Raw genomic sequence first — 16716 nt, 5'->3', positions numbered from 1 at the left:
GTGCCGGGCCCGGGCCGGCGAGAGGGTGCCGTGCCGTGGCCAGATCGACCCCCTATGCCACGAATGCCGGCGCCGATCACCGGCCGGGGCCGGCGCGGCGCCTTGACCCCGGCCGCCGGCCGGACGAGCCTGCCGGCGGTGCTTCGGGGGGACGGGCGGGCATGCTGCCGCTGCAGGGCGTGAAGGTGCTCGAGATCGGCCAGAACCTGGCCGGCCCCTATGCGAGCGAGATCCTCGGCATGCTCGGCGCCGAAGTGGTGAAGATCGAGCGGCCCGAGGGCGACGACGCCCGGGGCTGGGGCCCGCCCTTCCATGCCGGCATCGCCTGCAGCTTCCATGCGGTGAACCGCAACAAGCGCAGCATCGCCCTCGACCTGAAGGACAAGGCGGCGCAGGCCTGGCTGCGGGAGTTCCTGCGCGGCCAGGACATCTTCGTCCAGAACATGCGCCCCGGCTCGCTCGAGGCCTTCGGTCTCGGTGCCGAGGCGGTGCGGGCGCTGAACCCACGGCTGATCTACTGCTCGCTGCACGCCTTCGGCGCCAAGGGGCCGATGGCGCTGAAGCCGGGCTACGAGCCGATCGTGCAGGCCTTCGCCGGCATGTTCAGCGTCAACGGCCTGGCGGAGGCGCCGCCGGCCCGGGTCGGCATGCAGGTGCTCGATCTCGGCACCGGCGTCTGGGCGGCGCTTGGCTGCCTCGCCGCGCTGCAGCGCCGGCACCATACGGGCGAGGGCTGCACGGTCGACACCTCGCTCTTCGAGACCGGCCTCGGCTGGATGGCGCAGCATGTCGCCGGCTTCAACGAGAGCGGCCGGCAGCCGCCGCGCCACCGCACCGGCAACCCGAAGCTCATCGTCTTCCAGGCCTTCGACACGGCGGATGGCGAGATCGTCGTGGCGGCGGCGAATGACCGGCTCTTCGCCAAATTCGCCGCGGTGCTCGGGCATCCGGGCTGGGGCAGCGACCCGCGCTTCCGCACCAATGCCGACCGCATCGCCCATCGCGACATCCTGCTGCCGCTGCTGGAGGCGGCGATGCGGACCCGCGGCAGCGAGGCGTGGAGCGCGGCACTGGAGGCAGCCGGCATCCCCTGCTCGCCGATCCACGACCTCGCCGCCGTCACGGCGCATCCGCAGACGGCGGCGCTCGGCATCATGCAGCCCATGCCGGGCTATGGGCTGGAGGGGGTGGGCCTGCCGGTCTCCTTCGATGGCGAGCGGCCGCCGGTGCGGCAGGGCGCGCCGGCCCTCGGCGAGGCGAATGCCGCGCTCGGCGCGCCGCTGCCGAAGCCGCGTTGAGGCCCGCCGCACGAAGGTTGCACCTTCGTGTCCCTCAATTGCCGGGCACCACGCATCCGCGCGGCTTGGCTTCGCGGCATAAGCCGCGGCGTCCGTTCGGGCGCTCGGTGTGAGGCTGCGACCTGGACCATGGTCCAGGACGTTGTTTGAGCGCGTGATTCACGCTTTTCGGTGCGTCCACCTCAAGCGATCACGCTCTAGCGCAGCATCTCGCGCCATTCCTCGAAGCTCGGCGGCGCGCCGGTGATGCGGCCCCGGCCGTCGTAATAGAGCTTCGGCCCGCAGACATGCCGCAGTCGCCGCTCGGCCTCCTCCAGGTCGGGATGGCGCGAGACCAGCATCCAGCAGGTGGCCGCCGCGGCGCCGCCATGGGCGGTGAAGTGGAAGGATTTGCGATGCAGCGTGTAGCTGCCGTCATCCTCCGCCCGGATGCAGAAGGGCGGCACGATCTCGAAATAGCCGAGCGCCGCGCGGTATTCCCGCTCGAAGATGTCCCTGGGGCTGACATAGGGCTTGGGCTGCTCGGGCGATGCCAAGCCATCGTCGCGGACCTCCTCCTCCCGGCCCGTCATGCCGCCCCTCCCCCAGCCTTCGGCCCGTCAGGCTAGGAGCAACGATTCCGGCGCCCAAGGCCCGCGCCGTGCGGCGCCGGACTTTCCTGTTGATAATCACCCGCCGCAACGGATGGCGTCACGGACAGGTCAAACCGGCATCGGCGCCGTCTCCGGCGCCAGCCGCGCCGGGATGCCGTCATGCTCGCCGAAATCGGGCGCCAGCGGCCGGCGCGGCGTGACGGTGAGCCAGAGCCGCACCATCAGCCGCCGCCGCTCCGGCTCGGCCCAGTCCTCGAATTCGGTGCGGGCATGGGTGGTGACGTAGTTGTTGCAGAACTGCATCTCGCCCGGCTCGAGCATCATGTCGAGCCGCATGTCCGGCCGCGCCGAGAGCTCCGACATCATCTCCAGCGCCCCCTGCTCCGCCTCGGTCAGCGGCACGCCGCGGCGCTGCGCCCCAGTCTCGATCGGGTTGCGGATGAAGCGGCAGGAGAGCACGCCCTGGTGCCGGCTGAAGACCGGGATCGGTTGCGGCGTGACGCCCGAGGGATTGTCCGCCGCCTCGCGCTCCGCGTAGTGGAAGCCGCGATAGAGGATGGGCAGCAGGTCCGGTCGGGTGCGCAGGATCTCGTTGTGCACCGCCATGGTGCTGACCACCGAGGAGAGGCCGCCCGACCTCGCCCGCCGCTGGCAGAGCAGCCCGACCAGGTCGCAACGGTCGGTGTGGAAGTCGAGCCGCGCCTTGGTCTGGTAGCCGCGGGTATTGGCCGCGCCGTAGGTGCGGCCCTGGTCGAAGACATGGCCGAGCATCTCGCCATGCGAGTTCTGCGAGACAGCGGTGCCGAGATGCGTGCCGAGGCCCCAGAAGATCGCCTCCCGCTCCGCCTCGGTGAAGCGCTCCGCCGGCAGGCCGCGCAGCAGGAAGAAGCCGCGCCCGGTCTGCGCCTCGCGCAGCCAGGCGGCGAGGCGCGGGGCCAGTCGCGGCAGCGGGAAGTCGGCCCGGGTGATGGCGGTGGTGGCGAGGCCGCGCGCCTGCACGCCGCGCTGCGCCGCCGCCAGCTCCTCGACCTCGGCGGCGGTCAGGCTGTCGATCCAGCCGGGATCGCCGGCGATCTCCGCGCCGCGCCAAGCGCTGGCATCGGTGACGGGAAGGAGTTCGGTCATGGCATGCGTTCCTCTGGCGGCAGCTTCCGCCCCTTCCCCGCCCCGCGCAACCCGCGGCCCCCTTCTCGCGGCGCCCCTCTTCGCAGCATCCGGGAAGGCTGGTTGAATGGCGGCAAGCCAGAGCTTGGAGGGTCCGAGAATGACGTCGCAGGCCGCGCTGCGGATCGCCCCGGTCCGCGCCTCCGTCTCGGAGGCCGAATGGCAGGCCCGGCTCGACCTCGCCGCCTGCTACCGGCTCTGCGACCAGTACGGCATGTCCGACATGGTCTACACCCATATCACCGCCCGGGTGCCGGACAGTCCCCGGGGGGAGGGTGGGCATTTCCTCATCAACCCGAACGGCATGCTGTTCAGCGAGATCACCGCCTCCTCGCTGCTGAAGGTGACTCTCGAGGGTGAGGTGCTCTACCGGCCCGACCTGCCCTATGGGTTGCATCCGGCGGGCTTCACCATCCACAGCGCCATCTACCGCGCCCGGCCTGATGCCATGGCGGCGATGCACACCCATACCATCGCCGGCATGGCGGTCTCGGCGCTGAAATGCGGGCTGCTGCCGCTGACCCAGACCGCGACGCGCTTCTACGGCCGCATCGCCTACCACGATTTCCGCGGGCCCGAGCGCGATCCAGGGGAGCGCGACCTGCTGGCGCAGAGCATCGGCGCGCGGAACTACTGCATCCTGCGCAACCACGGCCTGCTCACCCTCGGCGAGAGCGTGCCGGAGACCTTCATCGCCATGTGGGGCATGGAGCGGGCCTGCCAGGCGCAGCTCCAGGCCATGGCCTGCAACACCGAGCTGAACCTGCCCCCGGACGAGGTGGTGGCGAAATCCTGCGCCATGTACGACCCGCCGAATTCCCGGCGCTACGGGCTGCTGGAATGGCCGGGGCTGATGCGCAAGCTCGACCTCGCGGACCCGTCCTGGCGCGATTGAAGGCATGCTGCCCGCCACCCCGCGCCGCCGCCTGCTGCCGCTGCCGTCGCTGCTGCTGGCATCCGGCGCATGCGGGGCGCGGGCAGAGGAGGCTTGGCCGAGCCGGCCGGTGCGCATCGTCATCCCCTTCGGTGCCGGCGGCCCGATCGATGCCGTCGGCCGGCTGCTGGCCGAGCCGCTGCGCGAGCGCCTCGGCCAGCCCTTCCTGATCGACAACCGCCCCGGCGCCGGCGGCAGCATCGGCATCCGCGCCGTGGTGCAGGCGCCGCCCGACGGCTCGATGCTGCTGCTGACCAGTGCCTCCCTCGCCTCGGTCCCGGCGCTCTATCCCGATCAGGGCCTCGACCCGCGGGAGGCCCTCACGCCCGTCAGCCTCGTCGCCGACATCCCGACCGCGCTGGTGGTGCGCGCCGAGGCGCCCTGGCGGAGCGTGCCGGCGCTGGTCGCGGCGGCGCGGGCGCAGCCGGGGCGGCTCACCTATGGCAGCGGCGGCGTCGGCTCCTCGAACCATCTCGCCGGCGCCCTCTTCGCCTCGGCCGCCCGGCTGCGGCTGGAGCATGTCTCCTATCGCGGCGCCGCGCCGGCGATGGTGGCGCTGCTCGGCGGCGAGATCGACATGGTCTTCGCCTCGACGGTGGAGACCTTGCCGCATGTGCAGGCCGGCCGCGCCCGGCTGCTCGGCGTCACCACCGCGCAGCGCGTGCCGAGCCTGCCCGAGACGCGGGCGATCGCCGAAACGGTGCCGGGCTATGTCGCGCTGAACTGGTACGCCATGGCGGCGCCGCACGGCCTGCCGGCGCCGATCCTCGACCGGCTCTCATCCACGCTCGCCGCGCTGCGCGACCTGCCGGAGCTGCAGGCGCGCTTCGCCGCCGCCGGCACCACGCCGCGCCTGACCGGGCCGGCGGCGCTGGCGCGGCTGCTGGAGACGGAGGTGCCGACCTGGCAGCGCGTGGTGACGGAGGCCGGCATCCGCGGGACGTGAGACCGATCCACACGGACACCGAGCCAAAGGGATATGGGGAAGGAAACGGGCGAATGAACCGCAGTGTGGGCCGCATCCTGGCCGAAAGCCTGATCGCGCATGGCGTCGACACCATCTGGATGGTGCCGGGCGAGAGCTTCCTCGGCCTCACCGACGCGCTGACCGAAACGCCGGAGGTCCGCCTCATCGTCTGCCGGCACGAGGGCGGAGCCGGCTTCATGGCCGTGGCGGATGGCCGCATGCAGGGCGGCCGCGCCGGCGTGCTGCTGGTCTCGCGCGGCCCCGGCCTCTCCAACGCCATGGTGTCGCTGCACACCGCGCATCATGACGCGACGCCGCTGGTCGTGCTCTGCGGCCAGGTGGAGCGCAAGGATTTCGGCCGGCTCGCCCTGCAGGAGCAGAATTACGCCAAGCTGCTCGCCGACATCACCAAGGACGTGATCGAGGTGAACGAGACGGTGCAGGCGAGCGAGGCGATCGCCCGCGCCTTCCACCTCGCCGAGAGCGGCACGCCCGGCCCGGTCGCCGTCATCCTGCCCGAGGATATCTTCGACGAACCCTGCGAGGCGCCCCTGGCGAAGCCGCGGCCGCGCGTGCATGGCGGCGCCCGGGCGCAGGACCTCGACCGCCTCGCCGAGATGCTGGCCCACGCCGAGCGGCCGCTGGTCTGGGTCGGCGGCGCGCTGGCCAATGCGGCGCCCGAGGCGCTGGCGGCGCTGCGCGAGCTGGCCGAGCAATGGGTCCTGCCGGTCTGCCCGACGCATCGCCGGCCGCAGCTCTTCGACAGCGCGCATCCGAATTACGGCGGCTACATGGGCATCCGCGTGCCGAAGCAGCTCGTCGAGGAGATGAAGCGGGCCGATCTGCTGCTGGCGCTCGGCGAGCGCATCACCGATTCCGTCAGCCAGTCCTACAGCTTCCCCAATGCGCCCGATCCGCAGCTGCCGCTGGTGCAGGTCTGGCCGGATGCCAACGAGATCGGCCGCGTCTTCCGCCCCGATCTCGGCATCGCCGCCGAGCCGGAGGCGGTGATCGAGGCGCTGTTGCGGCGCGGGGCGCCGGCGGGCGCGGCGCGGCGCGCGGGCTGGGTGGCCGGGCTGAACGGCATCCACCAGCGGCTGATGGAGCCGGTCTGGGAGAGCATGACGGACGGGGTGAACTTCGCCGCCATCTGCGTGGAGGTGGCCAAGCACCTGGCGCCGGATGCCGCCGTCACTTCGGATGCCGGCAATTTCTCCTCCTTCATCCACCGCTATATCGGCTTCCGGCCGGGGCAGAATTTCCTCTCCTCCGTCGTCGGCGCCATGGGGGCGGGCGTGCCGATGGCGGTCGCCGCCGCCATCCGCCGGCCGGGGAAGCAGGCCGTCGCCTTCGTCGGCGACGGCGGCGCGCTGATGAGCGGCAACGAGATCGCCACCGCCATGCAGTACGGCGCGGCGCCGATCATCATCGTCTCCGACAACAAGCGCTACGGCACCATCGGCATGCATCACGAGGTGCGCTACCCGAACCGGCCCTATGAGGCCGCGGTGCGCCTGACCAATCCGGATTTCGCCGCCTGGGGCCGGGTCTTCGGAGCGGAGGGCATCACCATCGCGGCCGAGAGCGAGGTGGAGGCCGGCATCGCCCGCGCCTTCGCGGTGCGGGACCGGCCGGTGGTGGTGCATGTCCACACCTCGGCCGAGCAGATGAGCGCCTGGCGGCGGCGGGGCACGCCGCGGCTGCACGGATGAGGCGCCGGGCGCTGCTCGCCGGCGGGCTCGCCCTTCCCCTGCCCTGGGCGGCCGGCGCCCAAGCTTGGCCGGAGCGGGCGGTGCGGATCGTCGTGCCCTATGCGCCGGGCGGGCCGACCGACCTGCTGGCCCGCGCCCTGGCGGCGGCGCTGACCGAGCGCTGGCGGCCGGGCGTGGTGGTGGAGAACCGACCCGGCGCCGGCAGCGCCATCGGCACCGAGGTGGTGGCGCGCGCGGCGCCGGACGGCACCACGCTGCTGCTGGCGGCGACCGCGCATGTGATGAACCCGGCGCTGATGCCGCACCTGTCCTTCGATCCGGTGCGCGACTTCGCCGCCATCCTCAACTGCGCCTTCCATCCGATGGTGCTGGTGGTGCATCCGGGCACCGGCATCGCCGATGTGCCGGGCTTCCTGGCGGCGGCGCGGGCGCAGCCGGGCGGGCTGACCATGGGCTCGGCCGGCATCGGCAATGCCAGCCACCTCGCCATGGCGCTCTTCGCCTCGGTGGCCAGCATCCCGCTGACGCATGTGCCCTTCAACGGCGCCGCCCCGGCGCAGACCGCGCTGCTGGCCGGGCAGGTGCAGGGCGCCTTCCTCAACTCCACGGTCGCCGTGCCGCAATTCCGCAGCGGCGCGCTGCGCGGCCTCGCCACCGCCGATGCGCGGCGCTGGCGCGAGCTGCCCGACCTGCCGACGCTCGCCGAATGCGGCTTCCCCGGGGCCGAGGCCGTCTCCTGGTACGGCATCCTGGCGCCGGCCGGCCTGCCGCCGGCGCTGCGGGCGCGGCTCCACCACGACCTGCTCGCCGCGCTGCGCCAGCCCGTGATGCGGGAGCGGATCACCGCCGCCGGGCTCGACCCGCTGGAGACCGGCCCGGAGGCGTTCCAGGCGCAACTCGCCGCCGAGACGGCGCGCTGGGCCGAGGTGGTCAGGGCGGCCGGCATCCGGCCGGACTGATCAGGCCTCGACGAAGACCTCGCCGCCCTCGACCTTCACCTTGTAGGTGTCGACCGGCACCTCGGCGGGCTCGTTCAGCGCCGCGCCGGTGCGGATGTCGAAGCAGGCCTGGTGCAGCGGGCATTCCAGCTTGCCGTCCTCGCAATAGCCGTCCGAGAGCAGCGCATATTCATGCGTGCAGACGTCGTTCACCGCGAAGATGCCGTCCTCGAGCCGGACGACGGCGATCTGCAGCTCGCCGATGCGGATGGCGAGCGGCATGTTCTCGGCAAGATCGTCCTCGGCGGCGACGCGATGCCATGCGGCCATGAAAACCCCCTTCCTGCAGGGTGGCGATCTTGCCCCGGGCGGCCCGGGCTGTCGAACCCGTCAGGCCGCGGCAGCCCCGTCCGCCGGCGACCGCTGGCGCTCCGACCAGATGGTCATCGCCACATACTCCACCGGGTCATGCGTGCAGAACACCGCCAAGGGCGCCTCCGGATCCCGCGCCAGGCTGCGGACACGCTGCCGCTGCGCCCGCGCCAGCGGGCCGTTCCAGGCCATCGCGGCCTCATAGGCGGCGCTGCCGGGCGGGCAGTGCGGTGGCTCGGCGAAGATCTCGGCGCGGTTGAAGTAGCTGTCGCCGGCATGCAGGACCCAGCCGCGCGGCCCCTCGATGGCGACGCCGGCATGGCCCGGCGAATGACCGGGCAGCGGGACGAGCAGGATCTCCGGCGGCAAGCCCTCGAGCTCCGTCACCGCGTCGAAGCCGAACCAGCGGCCGCCGGCGCGGTCCGGATAGGTGATCCAACGCTCGGTATCGCCCCATTGCACCGGCCGGTACCGCATCCGGCCGAGCATCCCGTCCCGCGCCCGCGCGGCGCGCGCCTCGGCCTCCATGAGATGCACCCGCGCCTGCGGGAAATCCACCAGGCCGCCGGCATGGTCGAAGTCCAGATGCGTCATGACGATGTGCCGCACATCGCCCGGATGCAGGCCGAGGCGCTTGATGTGCCGCAGCATCGTCCGGTCCGGGTCGCGGCGGAAGCGCAGCAGGGCGCTGTTCACCCAGGGCAGCCGCCCGGCGGGGCGGAGCATGTCGCGCAGGCCGAGTCCGGTATCGACCAGCACCACGCCGTGCCGCTCCGTCTCGATCGCCAGGCAATGGCAGGTGAGCCGGCCGAAGGCGCCGGGGCTCGCCCCGTCCATCAGGGCGCCGCCCACCGGCCGCGCCGGCCCGCAATCGAGATGGTGGATGCGCATCGGCGGCTCCCTTGCTCCCGCCGGGGGAACGGGGCGCGGCGGCGCGGGGTTGCAGCGGCCCCTTGGAACCGCTTTCGGGGCCGGCTTTCAGCCGGGTGGGACGTCCTGGCCGCCCGGCGCCAGCACCCAGTCGCGGAACAGGGCGAGGTCGATATTGCCGCCGCCGAGCACCAGGCCAACCCGCTTGCCGGCCATCCGCCCACGCTCCTGCAGCAGCGCCGCGAGCGGCGCCGCGCCCGCCCCCTCGGCGAGGTTGTGGGTGTCCTGCCAGTAGGCGCGGATCGCGGCCGCGACCGCTGCGTCCGAGACGGTGACGATACGCGCCGCGCCGCGGCGGATCAGCGCCAGCGCCGCCGGATCGGGGATGCGCACCGCCATGCCGTCGGCCAGCGTCGCCGCGCTCTCCGTCGTCACCACCCGCCCCGCGGCATAGGACAGCGCGTAGGCCGGCGCCTCGGTGCTCTGCACGCCGATGATCTCGGTCGGGAGGCCGAGCAGGTCGCGCGCCAGGATGCAGCCGCAGATGCCGGAGCCGAGGCCGATCGCCACATAGAGCGCATCGAGCGGCGGGGCGCCGCGGAAGAGTTCGAGCGCATAGGTCGCCACGCCCAGCACCAGGTCGGGCGCGAAGGAGGGGGCGAATTCCAGCCCCTCGGCCAGGGCGAGCGCCGTCGCATGCTGCCGCGCCGCGTCGAAATCCGCGCCGTGCTCGACCAGCCGCGCGCCCAGCGCCTGCATGGCGGCGTTCTTCTCGCGGCTGTTGCCCTCGGGGACGACGATGGTCACGGGCACGCCATGGCGCGCCCCGGCATAGGCCAGGCTCTGGCCATGGTTGCCGCGGGTGGCGCTGACCACGCCGCGCACCGCCGGCCGCTCGCGCCGCAGCCGCTCCATGTAGACCAGGCCGCCGCGCAGCTTGAAGGCGCCGGTCGGCGTGTGGTTCTCGTGCTTCACCCAGGCCTCGGCGCCGCTGCGGGCGGCGAGCAGCGGCCAGGCGATCTGCGGCGTCGGCGGGAAAGCACGGTGGACCAGCGCGGCGGCGGCTTCGAGGGTGGGCAGATCGAACAAGCGGGCCTCCGGAACGGCGATGGGTGGCGGGCGTTGGCCCTGCAACGGCTCGGCCCGTCCCGCTCCGGCAGGTGTCCCCGGCAGGCGAAGGCGCGGGCGACGCAGGTCGTGAGCCATCGGGCAGGGCCGTCATGCCGGACTCTTCGGCCGGCGCTCACAGCAAGCAAGAGGAGTCCGCATGCCTATCGTGGTGGACAGCAGCCAGTGGACCGGCGAGCAGGACGATACTGCCGCAGGCCCCATGGTCTGGGGCGAGTTTGCCGAGCAAGCGGCGCTCGACCGCGCGGCGGAACGGTTGCAGGGTGAAGCCTGGTTCCGCGAAGCCTTCGCGGATCGCAGCGTGCCGGAGGAGCAGCGCCCGGCCGACAACGAGGATCAGGTGGACAAGCCGGACGAGGACCCGAAGGGCGCTGACCGGCGGAACCTGCGGCAGAATTTCGTCGGCATCGGCACGGCGGCGAGTTCCATGGCGGCCGCGGGCATCGTCATCGCCTCGGGCGGCACGGCCCTGCCGGCGGTGGCCGCCGCCGCCGCTGCAGGCGCCGTCGCGGCCGCGGCGACGGAGACGGCGGGCAATGCCGCCTCGGAGGTCGCCGCATCGCGGGAGCCGGTACGCACCGAGGGCCCGGCGCTCGGCATCCGCGCCGGCACGCCCGAGTTGCAGCAGCAGGCGGAGACCTACCTGCGGCAGGCAGGGGCGAAGCGCGTCTGGGTACAGCACGCGCCGATGGCCTGACTCTGGAGACAAAAAAGCGGCGCCCGGGCCCGGGCGCCGCTTCGCTGCATCATGGTACCGGCGATGCCCGGCGGTCGCTACATCGGCTTCAGATTGGCCGCTGCCGCCTTGCCGCGCTCCATCACCACGTCGTAGCTGACCTTCTGGTTCTCGTTCAGTCCCTGCAGGCCAGCCTTCTGCACCGCGGTGATGTGCACGAAGACATCCTTGCCACCATCCTGCGGCACGATGAAGCCAAACCCCTTGGTTGCGTTGAACCACTTCACGGTACCGATCGCCATGCGCTGCAACCTCCATGTCCTTTGGCACGGACGAGGACCGCCCGCGCGGGAAACCCACCGGGCTGGATCGCTTGAAGGCACCCGGGAGTTGCAGCCCGGGAAGGCACGGCAAGTCGGCCAAGAGCGGTTGGCCATGCCAGTCAACACGTTCCGATCGGGCGAAGTCAACGATCGCAGATACGCGATTTAGTGAATAGCGGGAGCGGCCGTCGCAAAATGACGCTGACGTCACACAAAGAAAAAAGGGCGGGATCCTGCGATCCCGCCCCTCCGTAACTTCGATCCGCCCTGGATCAGAAGTCCATGCCGCCCATGCCGCCCATGTCGGGGCCGCCAGCCGGCGCAGACTTCTTCTCCGGACGCTCGGCCACCATCGCCTCGGTGGTGATCAGCAGCGCCGCGACCGAGGCCGCATCCTGGAGCGCCGTGCGCACGACCTTGGTCGGGTCGATGATGCCGGCGCCGACCAGGTCCTTGTACTCGTCCTTCTGGGCGTCGTAGCCGAAGGTGTAGTCGGACTTGCGCAGCACCTCGCCGGCGACCACGGCACCGTCCTTGCCGGCATTCTCGGCGATCTGCTTCGCCGGCGCCTGGATGGCGCGACGGACGATCTCGATGCCGACCTGCTCGTCGTTATTGGTGCCCTTCAGCGAAGAGAGGTTCTCGGAGGCGCGCAGCAGCGCCACGCCGCCGCCCGGCACGATGCCTTCCTGCACCGCGGCGCGGGTCGCATGCAGCGCGTCGTCGACGCGGTCCTTGCGCTCCTTCACCTCGACCTCGGTCGAGCCGCCGACGCGGATCACGGCGACGCCGCCGGCGAGCTTCGCCAGCCGCTCCTGCAGCTTCTCGCGGTCGTAGTCCGAGGTGGTCTCCTCGATCTGCGCCTTGATCTGCTCGCAACGGCCGTTGATCTCGGACTTCTCGCCCGCGCCGTCGACGATGGTGGTGTTCTCCTTCTCGATCCGCACCGTCTTGGCGCGGCCGAGCATGTTCAGCGTGACGTTCTCGAGCTTGATGCCGAGATCCTCGCTGATCACCTGGCCACCGGTCAGGATCGCGATGTCCTCGAGCATCGCCTTGCGGCGGTCACCGAAGCCCGGAGCCTTCACGGCAGCGATCTTGAGGCCGCCGCGCAGCTTGTTGACCACCAGGGTGGCCAGCGCCTCGCCCTCGACGTCCTCGGCGACGATCACCAGCGGACGGCCGCTCTGCACCACCGCCTCGAGCAGCGGCAGCATCGGCTGCAGCTGGCTGAGCTTCTTCTCGAAGATCAGCAGGTAGGGGTTCTCGAGCTCGGCGATCATCTTCTCCGCATTCGTGATGAAGTACGGGGAGACGTAGCCGCGGTCGAACTGCATGCCCTCGACGACGTCGAGCTCGGTCTGGATGCTCTTGGCTTCCTCGACCGTGATGACGCCCTCGTTGCCGACCTTCTCCATGGCCTTGGCGATCATCTCGCCGATCTCGGCCTCGCCATTGGCGGAGAGGGTGCCGACCTGCGCCACCTCGGCGGAGGTGGTGATCTTGCGGGTCTTGGCCTCGAGCTCGGAGACCACCTGCGCCACGGCCTTGTCGATGCCGCGCTTCAGGTCCATCGGGTTCATGCCGGCGGCGACGGCCTTGGCACCCTCGCGGACGATGGCCTGGGCCAGCACGGTCGCGGTGGTGGTGCCGTCACCGGCCAGGTCGTTGGTCTTCGAGGCCACTTCGCGCACCATCTGCGCGCCCATGTTCTCGAACTTGTCGGCCAGCTCGATCTCCTTGGCGACGGTCACGCCGTCCTTGGTGATCCGCGGCGCGCCGAAGCTCTTGTCGAGCACGACGTTGCGGCCCTTGGGGCCCAGCGTCACCTTCACCGCATCGGCCAGGATGTCGACGCCGCGCAGCATCCGCTCGCGGGCACCGGCGCCGAACTTGACGTCCTTCGCTGCCATAGTGCGTGTCCTCTCTTGCTCGCGCTCACGGTCTTCGCCTCGGGCAGCGGCCCCGGGCGCTCAGCGGAGCGCAGGAATGGAAAATACGGTTCGAGGCTTAGCCTCAGGCAGCCTTCTTCGAGGCGGCGGCGCCTTCGAGGATGCCCATGATGTCGGACTCCTTCATGATCAGGAGCTCCTCACCATTGAGCTTCACCTCGGTGCCCGACCACTTGCCGAACAGGATGCGGTCGCCGGCCTTCACGTCCAGCGGGCGGAGCTCGCCCTTGTCGTTCAGCGTGCCGGAGCCGACGGCGACGATCTCGCCTTCCTGCGGCTTCTCCTTGGCGGTGTCGGGGATGATGATGCCGCCCGCGGTCTTCTCTTCGGCCGTCACGCGGCGAACGAGAACGCGGTCATGCAGGGGCCGGAAGCTCATACGGTCCACTCCTGATGCCAATCCTTGCGTTTCCTCGACCGGCAGGTCTGGCCAGGGCCCGTCTACGGCACCGCTAGCACTCCCCCCGGAGGAGTGCCAGAGACCTAAGCGAACCCGCCGGCCTCGTCAAGAGATTGCAGCACTCATCGAGTGCGAGTGCTAATGGCCTGAATCAAAAGGTTTTTTGTTGCGGGAAACCCCCGCCTCTGTGGCAGGCTTTCATCCATACACGAGGAGGATGCGCCGGTCCGCAAGGTTGGACCGCCAAGGCCAGGATCAAGGCCACACGATCAAGGCCCAGGATAAGGATGAAGAGGCGTGCTGCAGGAGATCGAGAGCTTCGTTCGCGTGCCCGAACTCAACGTGCCCGACTGGCGGCTCACCACTGCCGAGATCCTCTACCACCTGCCCGACCATCCGGGCGTGCTGCAGAGCTTTCTCTGGCAGAAGCTCGACAGGGCCCCGGTTTTCCCCGAGCTGACCCGCTTCCTGCAATTCTGGACCCGTGAGATCGAAGGGCCGCTGCATTCCGTCCGCGTCGCCTCGGCCGCGCTCATCCGGCCGGCCGAGCTGCGCTATGCCGACGGGCAGTTCCGGCTGCACTAGTTAATCCCCACGCCGTCGCCGCGCGCCGTCGCAGGGGCCCCGGTAGGTCCCCCTCCTGGCCCGAGGGGCGTCACAGCCTCCCGAGGCAAAGCCTCGGGAGGACAGGGGGGTGACGGGCGGACAGACCGCCAAGCGCCGCCTTGCGGCCAGGGGCGAAACCTGCCCTGCTCGGGCCTTCACCGGGACGCGGCCCCTCCGCGGGCCGCCGCCGAAGGAGGGACCGATGCGCATCGCGATGTACAGCACCAAGCCCTACGACCGGCGCTCCTTCCTGGCGGCCGCCAATCCGTCGGGGCATGAATTCCTTTTCCTCGAACCGCGCCTGACCGCCGAGACCGCCCTGCTCGCCCAGGGCGCCGAGGCGGTCTGCCCCTTCGTCAACGACGAGCTTTCCGCCCCGGTGCTGGAGACGCTGGCGGCGGGCGGGACGCGGCTGGTCGCGCTGCGCAGCGCCGGCTTCAACAATGTCGACCTCAAGGCCGCGCACCGGCTCGGCCTCGCCGTCGCCCGGGTACCGGCCTATTCGCCGCATGCGGTGGCCGAGTTCACCCTCGGCCTGCTGCTCTCGCTCATCCGCGGCATCCACCGCGCCTATCAGCGCACCCGCGACGGCAATTTCGCCCTCGACGGGCTGCTCGGCTTCGACCTGCACGGCCGCACCATTGGCGTCGTCGGCACCGGCCGGATCGGCGCCCTGGTGGCCCGCGCCTTCGCCGCCGGCTTCGGCTGCCGCGTGCTGGCCCAGGATGTGACGTCCGACCCGGCGCTGCAGGCGATCGGTGTCACCTATGCCGGCCTGCCCGAGATCATGGCCGAGGCCGACATCCTGACGCTGCACTGCCCGCTGACGCCGGAGACTGCGCATCTCGTCCGCGCCGAGACGCTGGCCCTGGCGCGGCCCGGCCTGGTGCTGGTCAATACCAGCCGCGGCGGGCTGATCGATGCCGAAGCGGCGATCGAGGCGCTGAAATCCGGCCGCCTCGGCGGCCTCGCCATCGATGTTTACGAGCAGGAGGCCGACCTCTTCTTCGAGGACCTCTCGAACGAGATCCTGCCTGACGACGTGCTGGCGCGGCTGCTGACCTTTCCCAACGTCCTCGTCACCGGCCACCAGGCCTTCTTCACCCGCGAGGCGCTGGCGGCGATCGCCGCGACCACGATCGACAACGTCAACCGCTTCGCCGCCGGCCAGCCGCTCGGCGCCTCGGGGGTGACGGAGGCGGTGGTGGTGCCGAAGGGCTGATGGCGAGGAGGGTCTAGCCGCCCTCCTCCGCCATCGCCTGCCCGGCGCGGTGCCGGCGCAGCAGCCGCAGGCCGAGCCAGACCGAGCCCGCCAGCATCGCCGCCGCCAAGGCAATCTGCCAAGCCCCATCCACCCGCACGCCCTTGCCGAGCAGGGCGAAGACCACGGTCTGCGGCAGGTAGCCGAGCGCCGAGGCGGCGAGGAAGGGCATGGCCGCGATCCCGGCCATCCCGGCCAGCAGGTTCAACGCCAGATTGTTGCCGACCGGCAGCAGCCGGAGCGCCAGGGTGGTGTCGAAGGGGCTCGCGGCCAGCGTGTCGCGCAGCGCCCGCAGGCGCCGGCCGAAGCGCCCGGCCAGCCGCCGCTCCGCCCAGGCCCGCCCGACCAGCCGCGCCCAGGCGAAGGACAGCGCGCAGCCGAGCAATTGCGCCACCAGCCCGAGCCCGCCGCCGATCACCGCGCCGAAGGCATAGCCGCCGAGGAAGGCGACGCCCTGCCGCGGCAGGCCGACGGCGCAGGCCGCGGCGCCGACCAGCAGGAACAGCGTCTCCCCCAGCAGGCCGCGGTCGCGGATGTAGCGGTCCACCCATTCCGTGCCGGGCGCGGCGCCGAGCGCCCGCAGCAGCAGCCCGCCCAGCGCCAGCCCGGCCGCCAGCAGCAGCAGCTTGCCGATGGCGCGCAGCCGCGTCCCGCCGCCCCGCGCCCCGTCATCCTGGGGCCCACCGGACGCGGCCTCGCCGCTCATTCGGCGGCGTCCACCACCGGGCGCTTCCAACGCCGCTGCAGCCAGGCGACGCCGATCAGGTCGAAGAGGCTGACCGCCAGCCGATCCAGCGTGCCGTAATTCGAGGCGCCGCGGGTTCGCGGGCGATGGTTCACCGGCTCGCTCACCACCCGCCCGCCCTGGCGCAGCACCAGCGCCGGCAGGAAGCGGTGCATGTGATCGAAATGCGGCAGGTCGAGGAAGAGGGCGCGCGGGAAGAGCTTCAGCCCGCAGCCGCTATCCGGCGTGTCGTCGCGCAGCAGCCAGGCGCGCACGGCGTTGGCGATTCGGCTGGAGCGGCGCTTCACCCAGGAATCCCGCCGCGTCACCCGATGCCCGGCGACCAGGATGCCGCCCGCCGCGCCCTCCCTGGCCTCCGCCTCGGCGCGGGCGAGCAGGCGAGGGATGTCGGCCGGGTCGTTCTGCCCGTCGCCGTCGAGGGTGGCGATCCAGCGGCCGCGCGCCGCCTTCACCCCGGTGACCACCGCCGCCGACTGGCCGCAGCTGCTGCGGTGCCGGAGGATGCGCACCGGCGCCGTGGCTGCGGCCACGCGCAGCGCCGCGCCGGTCTCGTCGGTGGAGCCGTCATCGACATAGATGATCTCGTGCGGCAGGCCGGCCAGCGCCGCCTCGATCTCGGCCACCAGCGGCGCGACGTTCGGCGCCTCGTTGCGGACCGGGATGACGACGGACAGGGGCAGGGCATCGGGCTGGGCCGCCGGCCCGGCGCCCGGCGGCGCCTGGGCTGCGGCGGCCGGCGCCATCTTCTCGGCGGAGGGCATGGGCGCGCGGGTAGCA

General features: G+C 71.7%; 18 protein-coding genes. 8 read left to right on the top strand and 10 right to left on the bottom strand.

What is annotated here, in order from left to right; all coding sequences use genetic code 11:
- Positions 1-161: 161 nt before the first annotated feature.
- Positions 162-1298: a CaiB/BaiF CoA-transferase family protein gene (locus tag HJG45_RS10425; protein WP_171612063.1), complete on the top strand. Its 1137-nt coding sequence runs from the start codon at positions 162-164 to the stop codon at positions 1296-1298.
- A gap of 197 nt (positions 1299-1495) precedes the next feature.
- Here the strand turns inward: HJG45_RS10425 and HJG45_RS10420 are convergent, their stop codons facing one another.
- Positions 1496-1870, bottom strand: a complete 375-nt coding sequence (locus HJG45_RS10420; protein ID WP_171612062.1) for a hypothetical protein — start codon at positions 1868-1870, stop codon at positions 1496-1498.
- A gap of 129 nt (positions 1871-1999) precedes the next feature.
- Positions 2000-3016, bottom strand: coding sequence for a TauD/TfdA family dioxygenase (locus tag HJG45_RS10415; protein ID WP_171612061.1), 1017 nt, complete (start codon positions 3014-3016; stop codon positions 2000-2002).
- Between the two features lie 139 nt (positions 3017-3155).
- Here HJG45_RS10415 and HJG45_RS10410 point away from each other — a divergent pair, with 139 nt between their 5' ends.
- From HJG45_RS10410 to HJG45_RS10395, 4 genes are read left to right on the top strand one after another with little or no spacing between them, the layout of a single operon-like run.
- Positions 3156-3950: a class II aldolase/adducin family protein gene (locus tag HJG45_RS10410; protein WP_171612060.1), complete on the top strand. Its 795-nt coding sequence runs from the start codon at positions 3156-3158 to the stop codon at positions 3948-3950.
- Positions 3951-3954: 4 nt separating this feature from the next.
- Positions 3955-4935, top strand: a complete 981-nt coding sequence (locus tag HJG45_RS10405) for a tripartite tricarboxylate transporter substrate binding protein (protein WP_171612059.1) — start codon at positions 3955-3957, stop codon at positions 4933-4935.
- Between the two features lie 53 nt (positions 4936-4988).
- Entirely contained in the window at positions 4989-6668 is a 1680-nt protein-coding gene (locus HJG45_RS10400) for a thiamine pyrophosphate-binding protein (RefSeq protein ID WP_171612058.1), read from the top strand.
- Entirely contained in the window at positions 6665-7627 is a 963-nt protein-coding gene (locus HJG45_RS10395) for a tripartite tricarboxylate transporter substrate binding protein (protein WP_171612057.1), read from the top strand. Before HJG45_RS10400 ends, HJG45_RS10395 begins: the two co-directional genes overlap by 4 nt.
- Here HJG45_RS10395 and HJG45_RS10390 read toward each other — a convergent pair whose 3' ends face one another.
- From HJG45_RS10390 to HJG45_RS10380, 3 genes are all read right to left on the bottom strand, one after another.
- Positions 7628-7936: a non-heme iron oxygenase ferredoxin subunit gene (locus HJG45_RS10390; protein ID WP_171612056.1), complete on the bottom strand. Its 309-nt coding sequence runs from the start codon at positions 7934-7936 to the stop codon at positions 7628-7630.
- A gap of 60 nt (positions 7937-7996) precedes the next feature.
- Positions 7997-8869 carry an MBL fold metallo-hydrolase gene (locus HJG45_RS10385; RefSeq protein ID WP_171612055.1) on the bottom strand — a complete coding sequence of 291 codons (873 nt, stop codon included), beginning with the start codon at positions 8867-8869 and terminating at the stop codon, positions 7997-7999.
- Positions 8870-8956: 87 nt separating this feature from the next.
- Entirely contained in the window at positions 8957-9937 is a 981-nt protein-coding gene (locus tag HJG45_RS10380) for a threonine dehydratase (RefSeq protein ID WP_171612054.1), read from the bottom strand.
- Positions 9938-10115: 178 nt separating this feature from the next.
- Here HJG45_RS10380 and HJG45_RS10375 point away from each other — a divergent pair, with 178 nt between their 5' ends.
- Entirely contained in the window at positions 10116-10673 is a 558-nt protein-coding gene (locus HJG45_RS10375) for a hypothetical protein (RefSeq protein ID WP_171612053.1), read from the top strand.
- A gap of 77 nt (positions 10674-10750) precedes the next feature.
- On the opposite strand, the gene HJG45_RS10370 is transcribed toward HJG45_RS10375, so the two are convergent.
- The 3 genes from HJG45_RS10370 to groES all read right to left on the bottom strand — a co-directional run bounded on the left by HJG45_RS10370 (position 10751) and on the right by groES (position 13306).
- A complete protein-coding gene (locus HJG45_RS10370; RefSeq protein WP_111467780.1) occupies positions 10751-10954 on the bottom strand; it encodes a cold-shock protein in 204 nt (67 codons plus the stop codon).
- A gap of 293 nt (positions 10955-11247) precedes the next feature.
- Entirely contained in the window at positions 11248-12888 is a 1641-nt protein-coding gene (gene groL, locus HJG45_RS10365; RefSeq protein ID WP_171612052.1) for a chaperonin GroEL, read from the bottom strand.
- Between the two features lie 103 nt (positions 12889-12991).
- Positions 12992-13306 (bottom strand): co-chaperone GroES, encoded by a 315-nt coding sequence (groES, locus tag HJG45_RS10360; RefSeq protein WP_171612051.1) that lies wholly within the window; start codon positions 13304-13306, stop codon positions 12992-12994.
- A 318-nt stretch (positions 13307-13624) separates the two neighbouring features.
- Between groES and HJG45_RS10355 the strand changes: the two genes are divergently transcribed.
- Positions 13625-13912, top strand: a complete 288-nt coding sequence (locus tag HJG45_RS10355) for a Usg-like family protein (protein ID WP_171612050.1) — start codon at positions 13625-13627, stop codon at positions 13910-13912.
- 223 nt (positions 13913-14135) lie between these two features.
- The gene (locus HJG45_RS10350; protein WP_171612049.1) at positions 14136-15155 is read left to right on the top strand and encodes a 2-hydroxyacid dehydrogenase; all 1020 of its coding nucleotides are present in this window, start codon (positions 14136-14138) and stop codon (positions 15153-15155) included.
- Positions 15156-15168: 13 nt separating this feature from the next.
- On the opposite strand, the gene HJG45_RS10345 is transcribed toward HJG45_RS10350, so the two are convergent.
- Together HJG45_RS10345 and HJG45_RS10340 are read right to left on the bottom strand one after the other, a co-directional pair.
- Positions 15169-15900 (bottom strand): TVP38/TMEM64 family protein, encoded by a 732-nt coding sequence (locus HJG45_RS10345; RefSeq protein WP_171612048.1) that lies wholly within the window; start codon positions 15898-15900, stop codon positions 15169-15171.
- The gene (locus HJG45_RS10340; protein ID WP_171612148.1) at positions 15897-16682 is read right to left on the bottom strand and encodes a glycosyltransferase; all 786 of its coding nucleotides are present in this window, start codon (positions 16680-16682) and stop codon (positions 15897-15899) included. The genes HJG45_RS10345 and HJG45_RS10340 overlap by 4 nt, the downstream gene beginning before the upstream one ends.
- Between the last annotated feature and the right edge of the window lie 34 nt (positions 16683-16716).

The sequence above is a fragment of the Roseicella sp. DB1501 genome, assembly GCF_013112485.1.
GTDB lineage: Bacteria > Pseudomonadota > Alphaproteobacteria > Acetobacterales > Acetobacteraceae > Paracraurococcus.
This window is presented reverse-complemented; position numbering and strand designations above follow the sequence as displayed.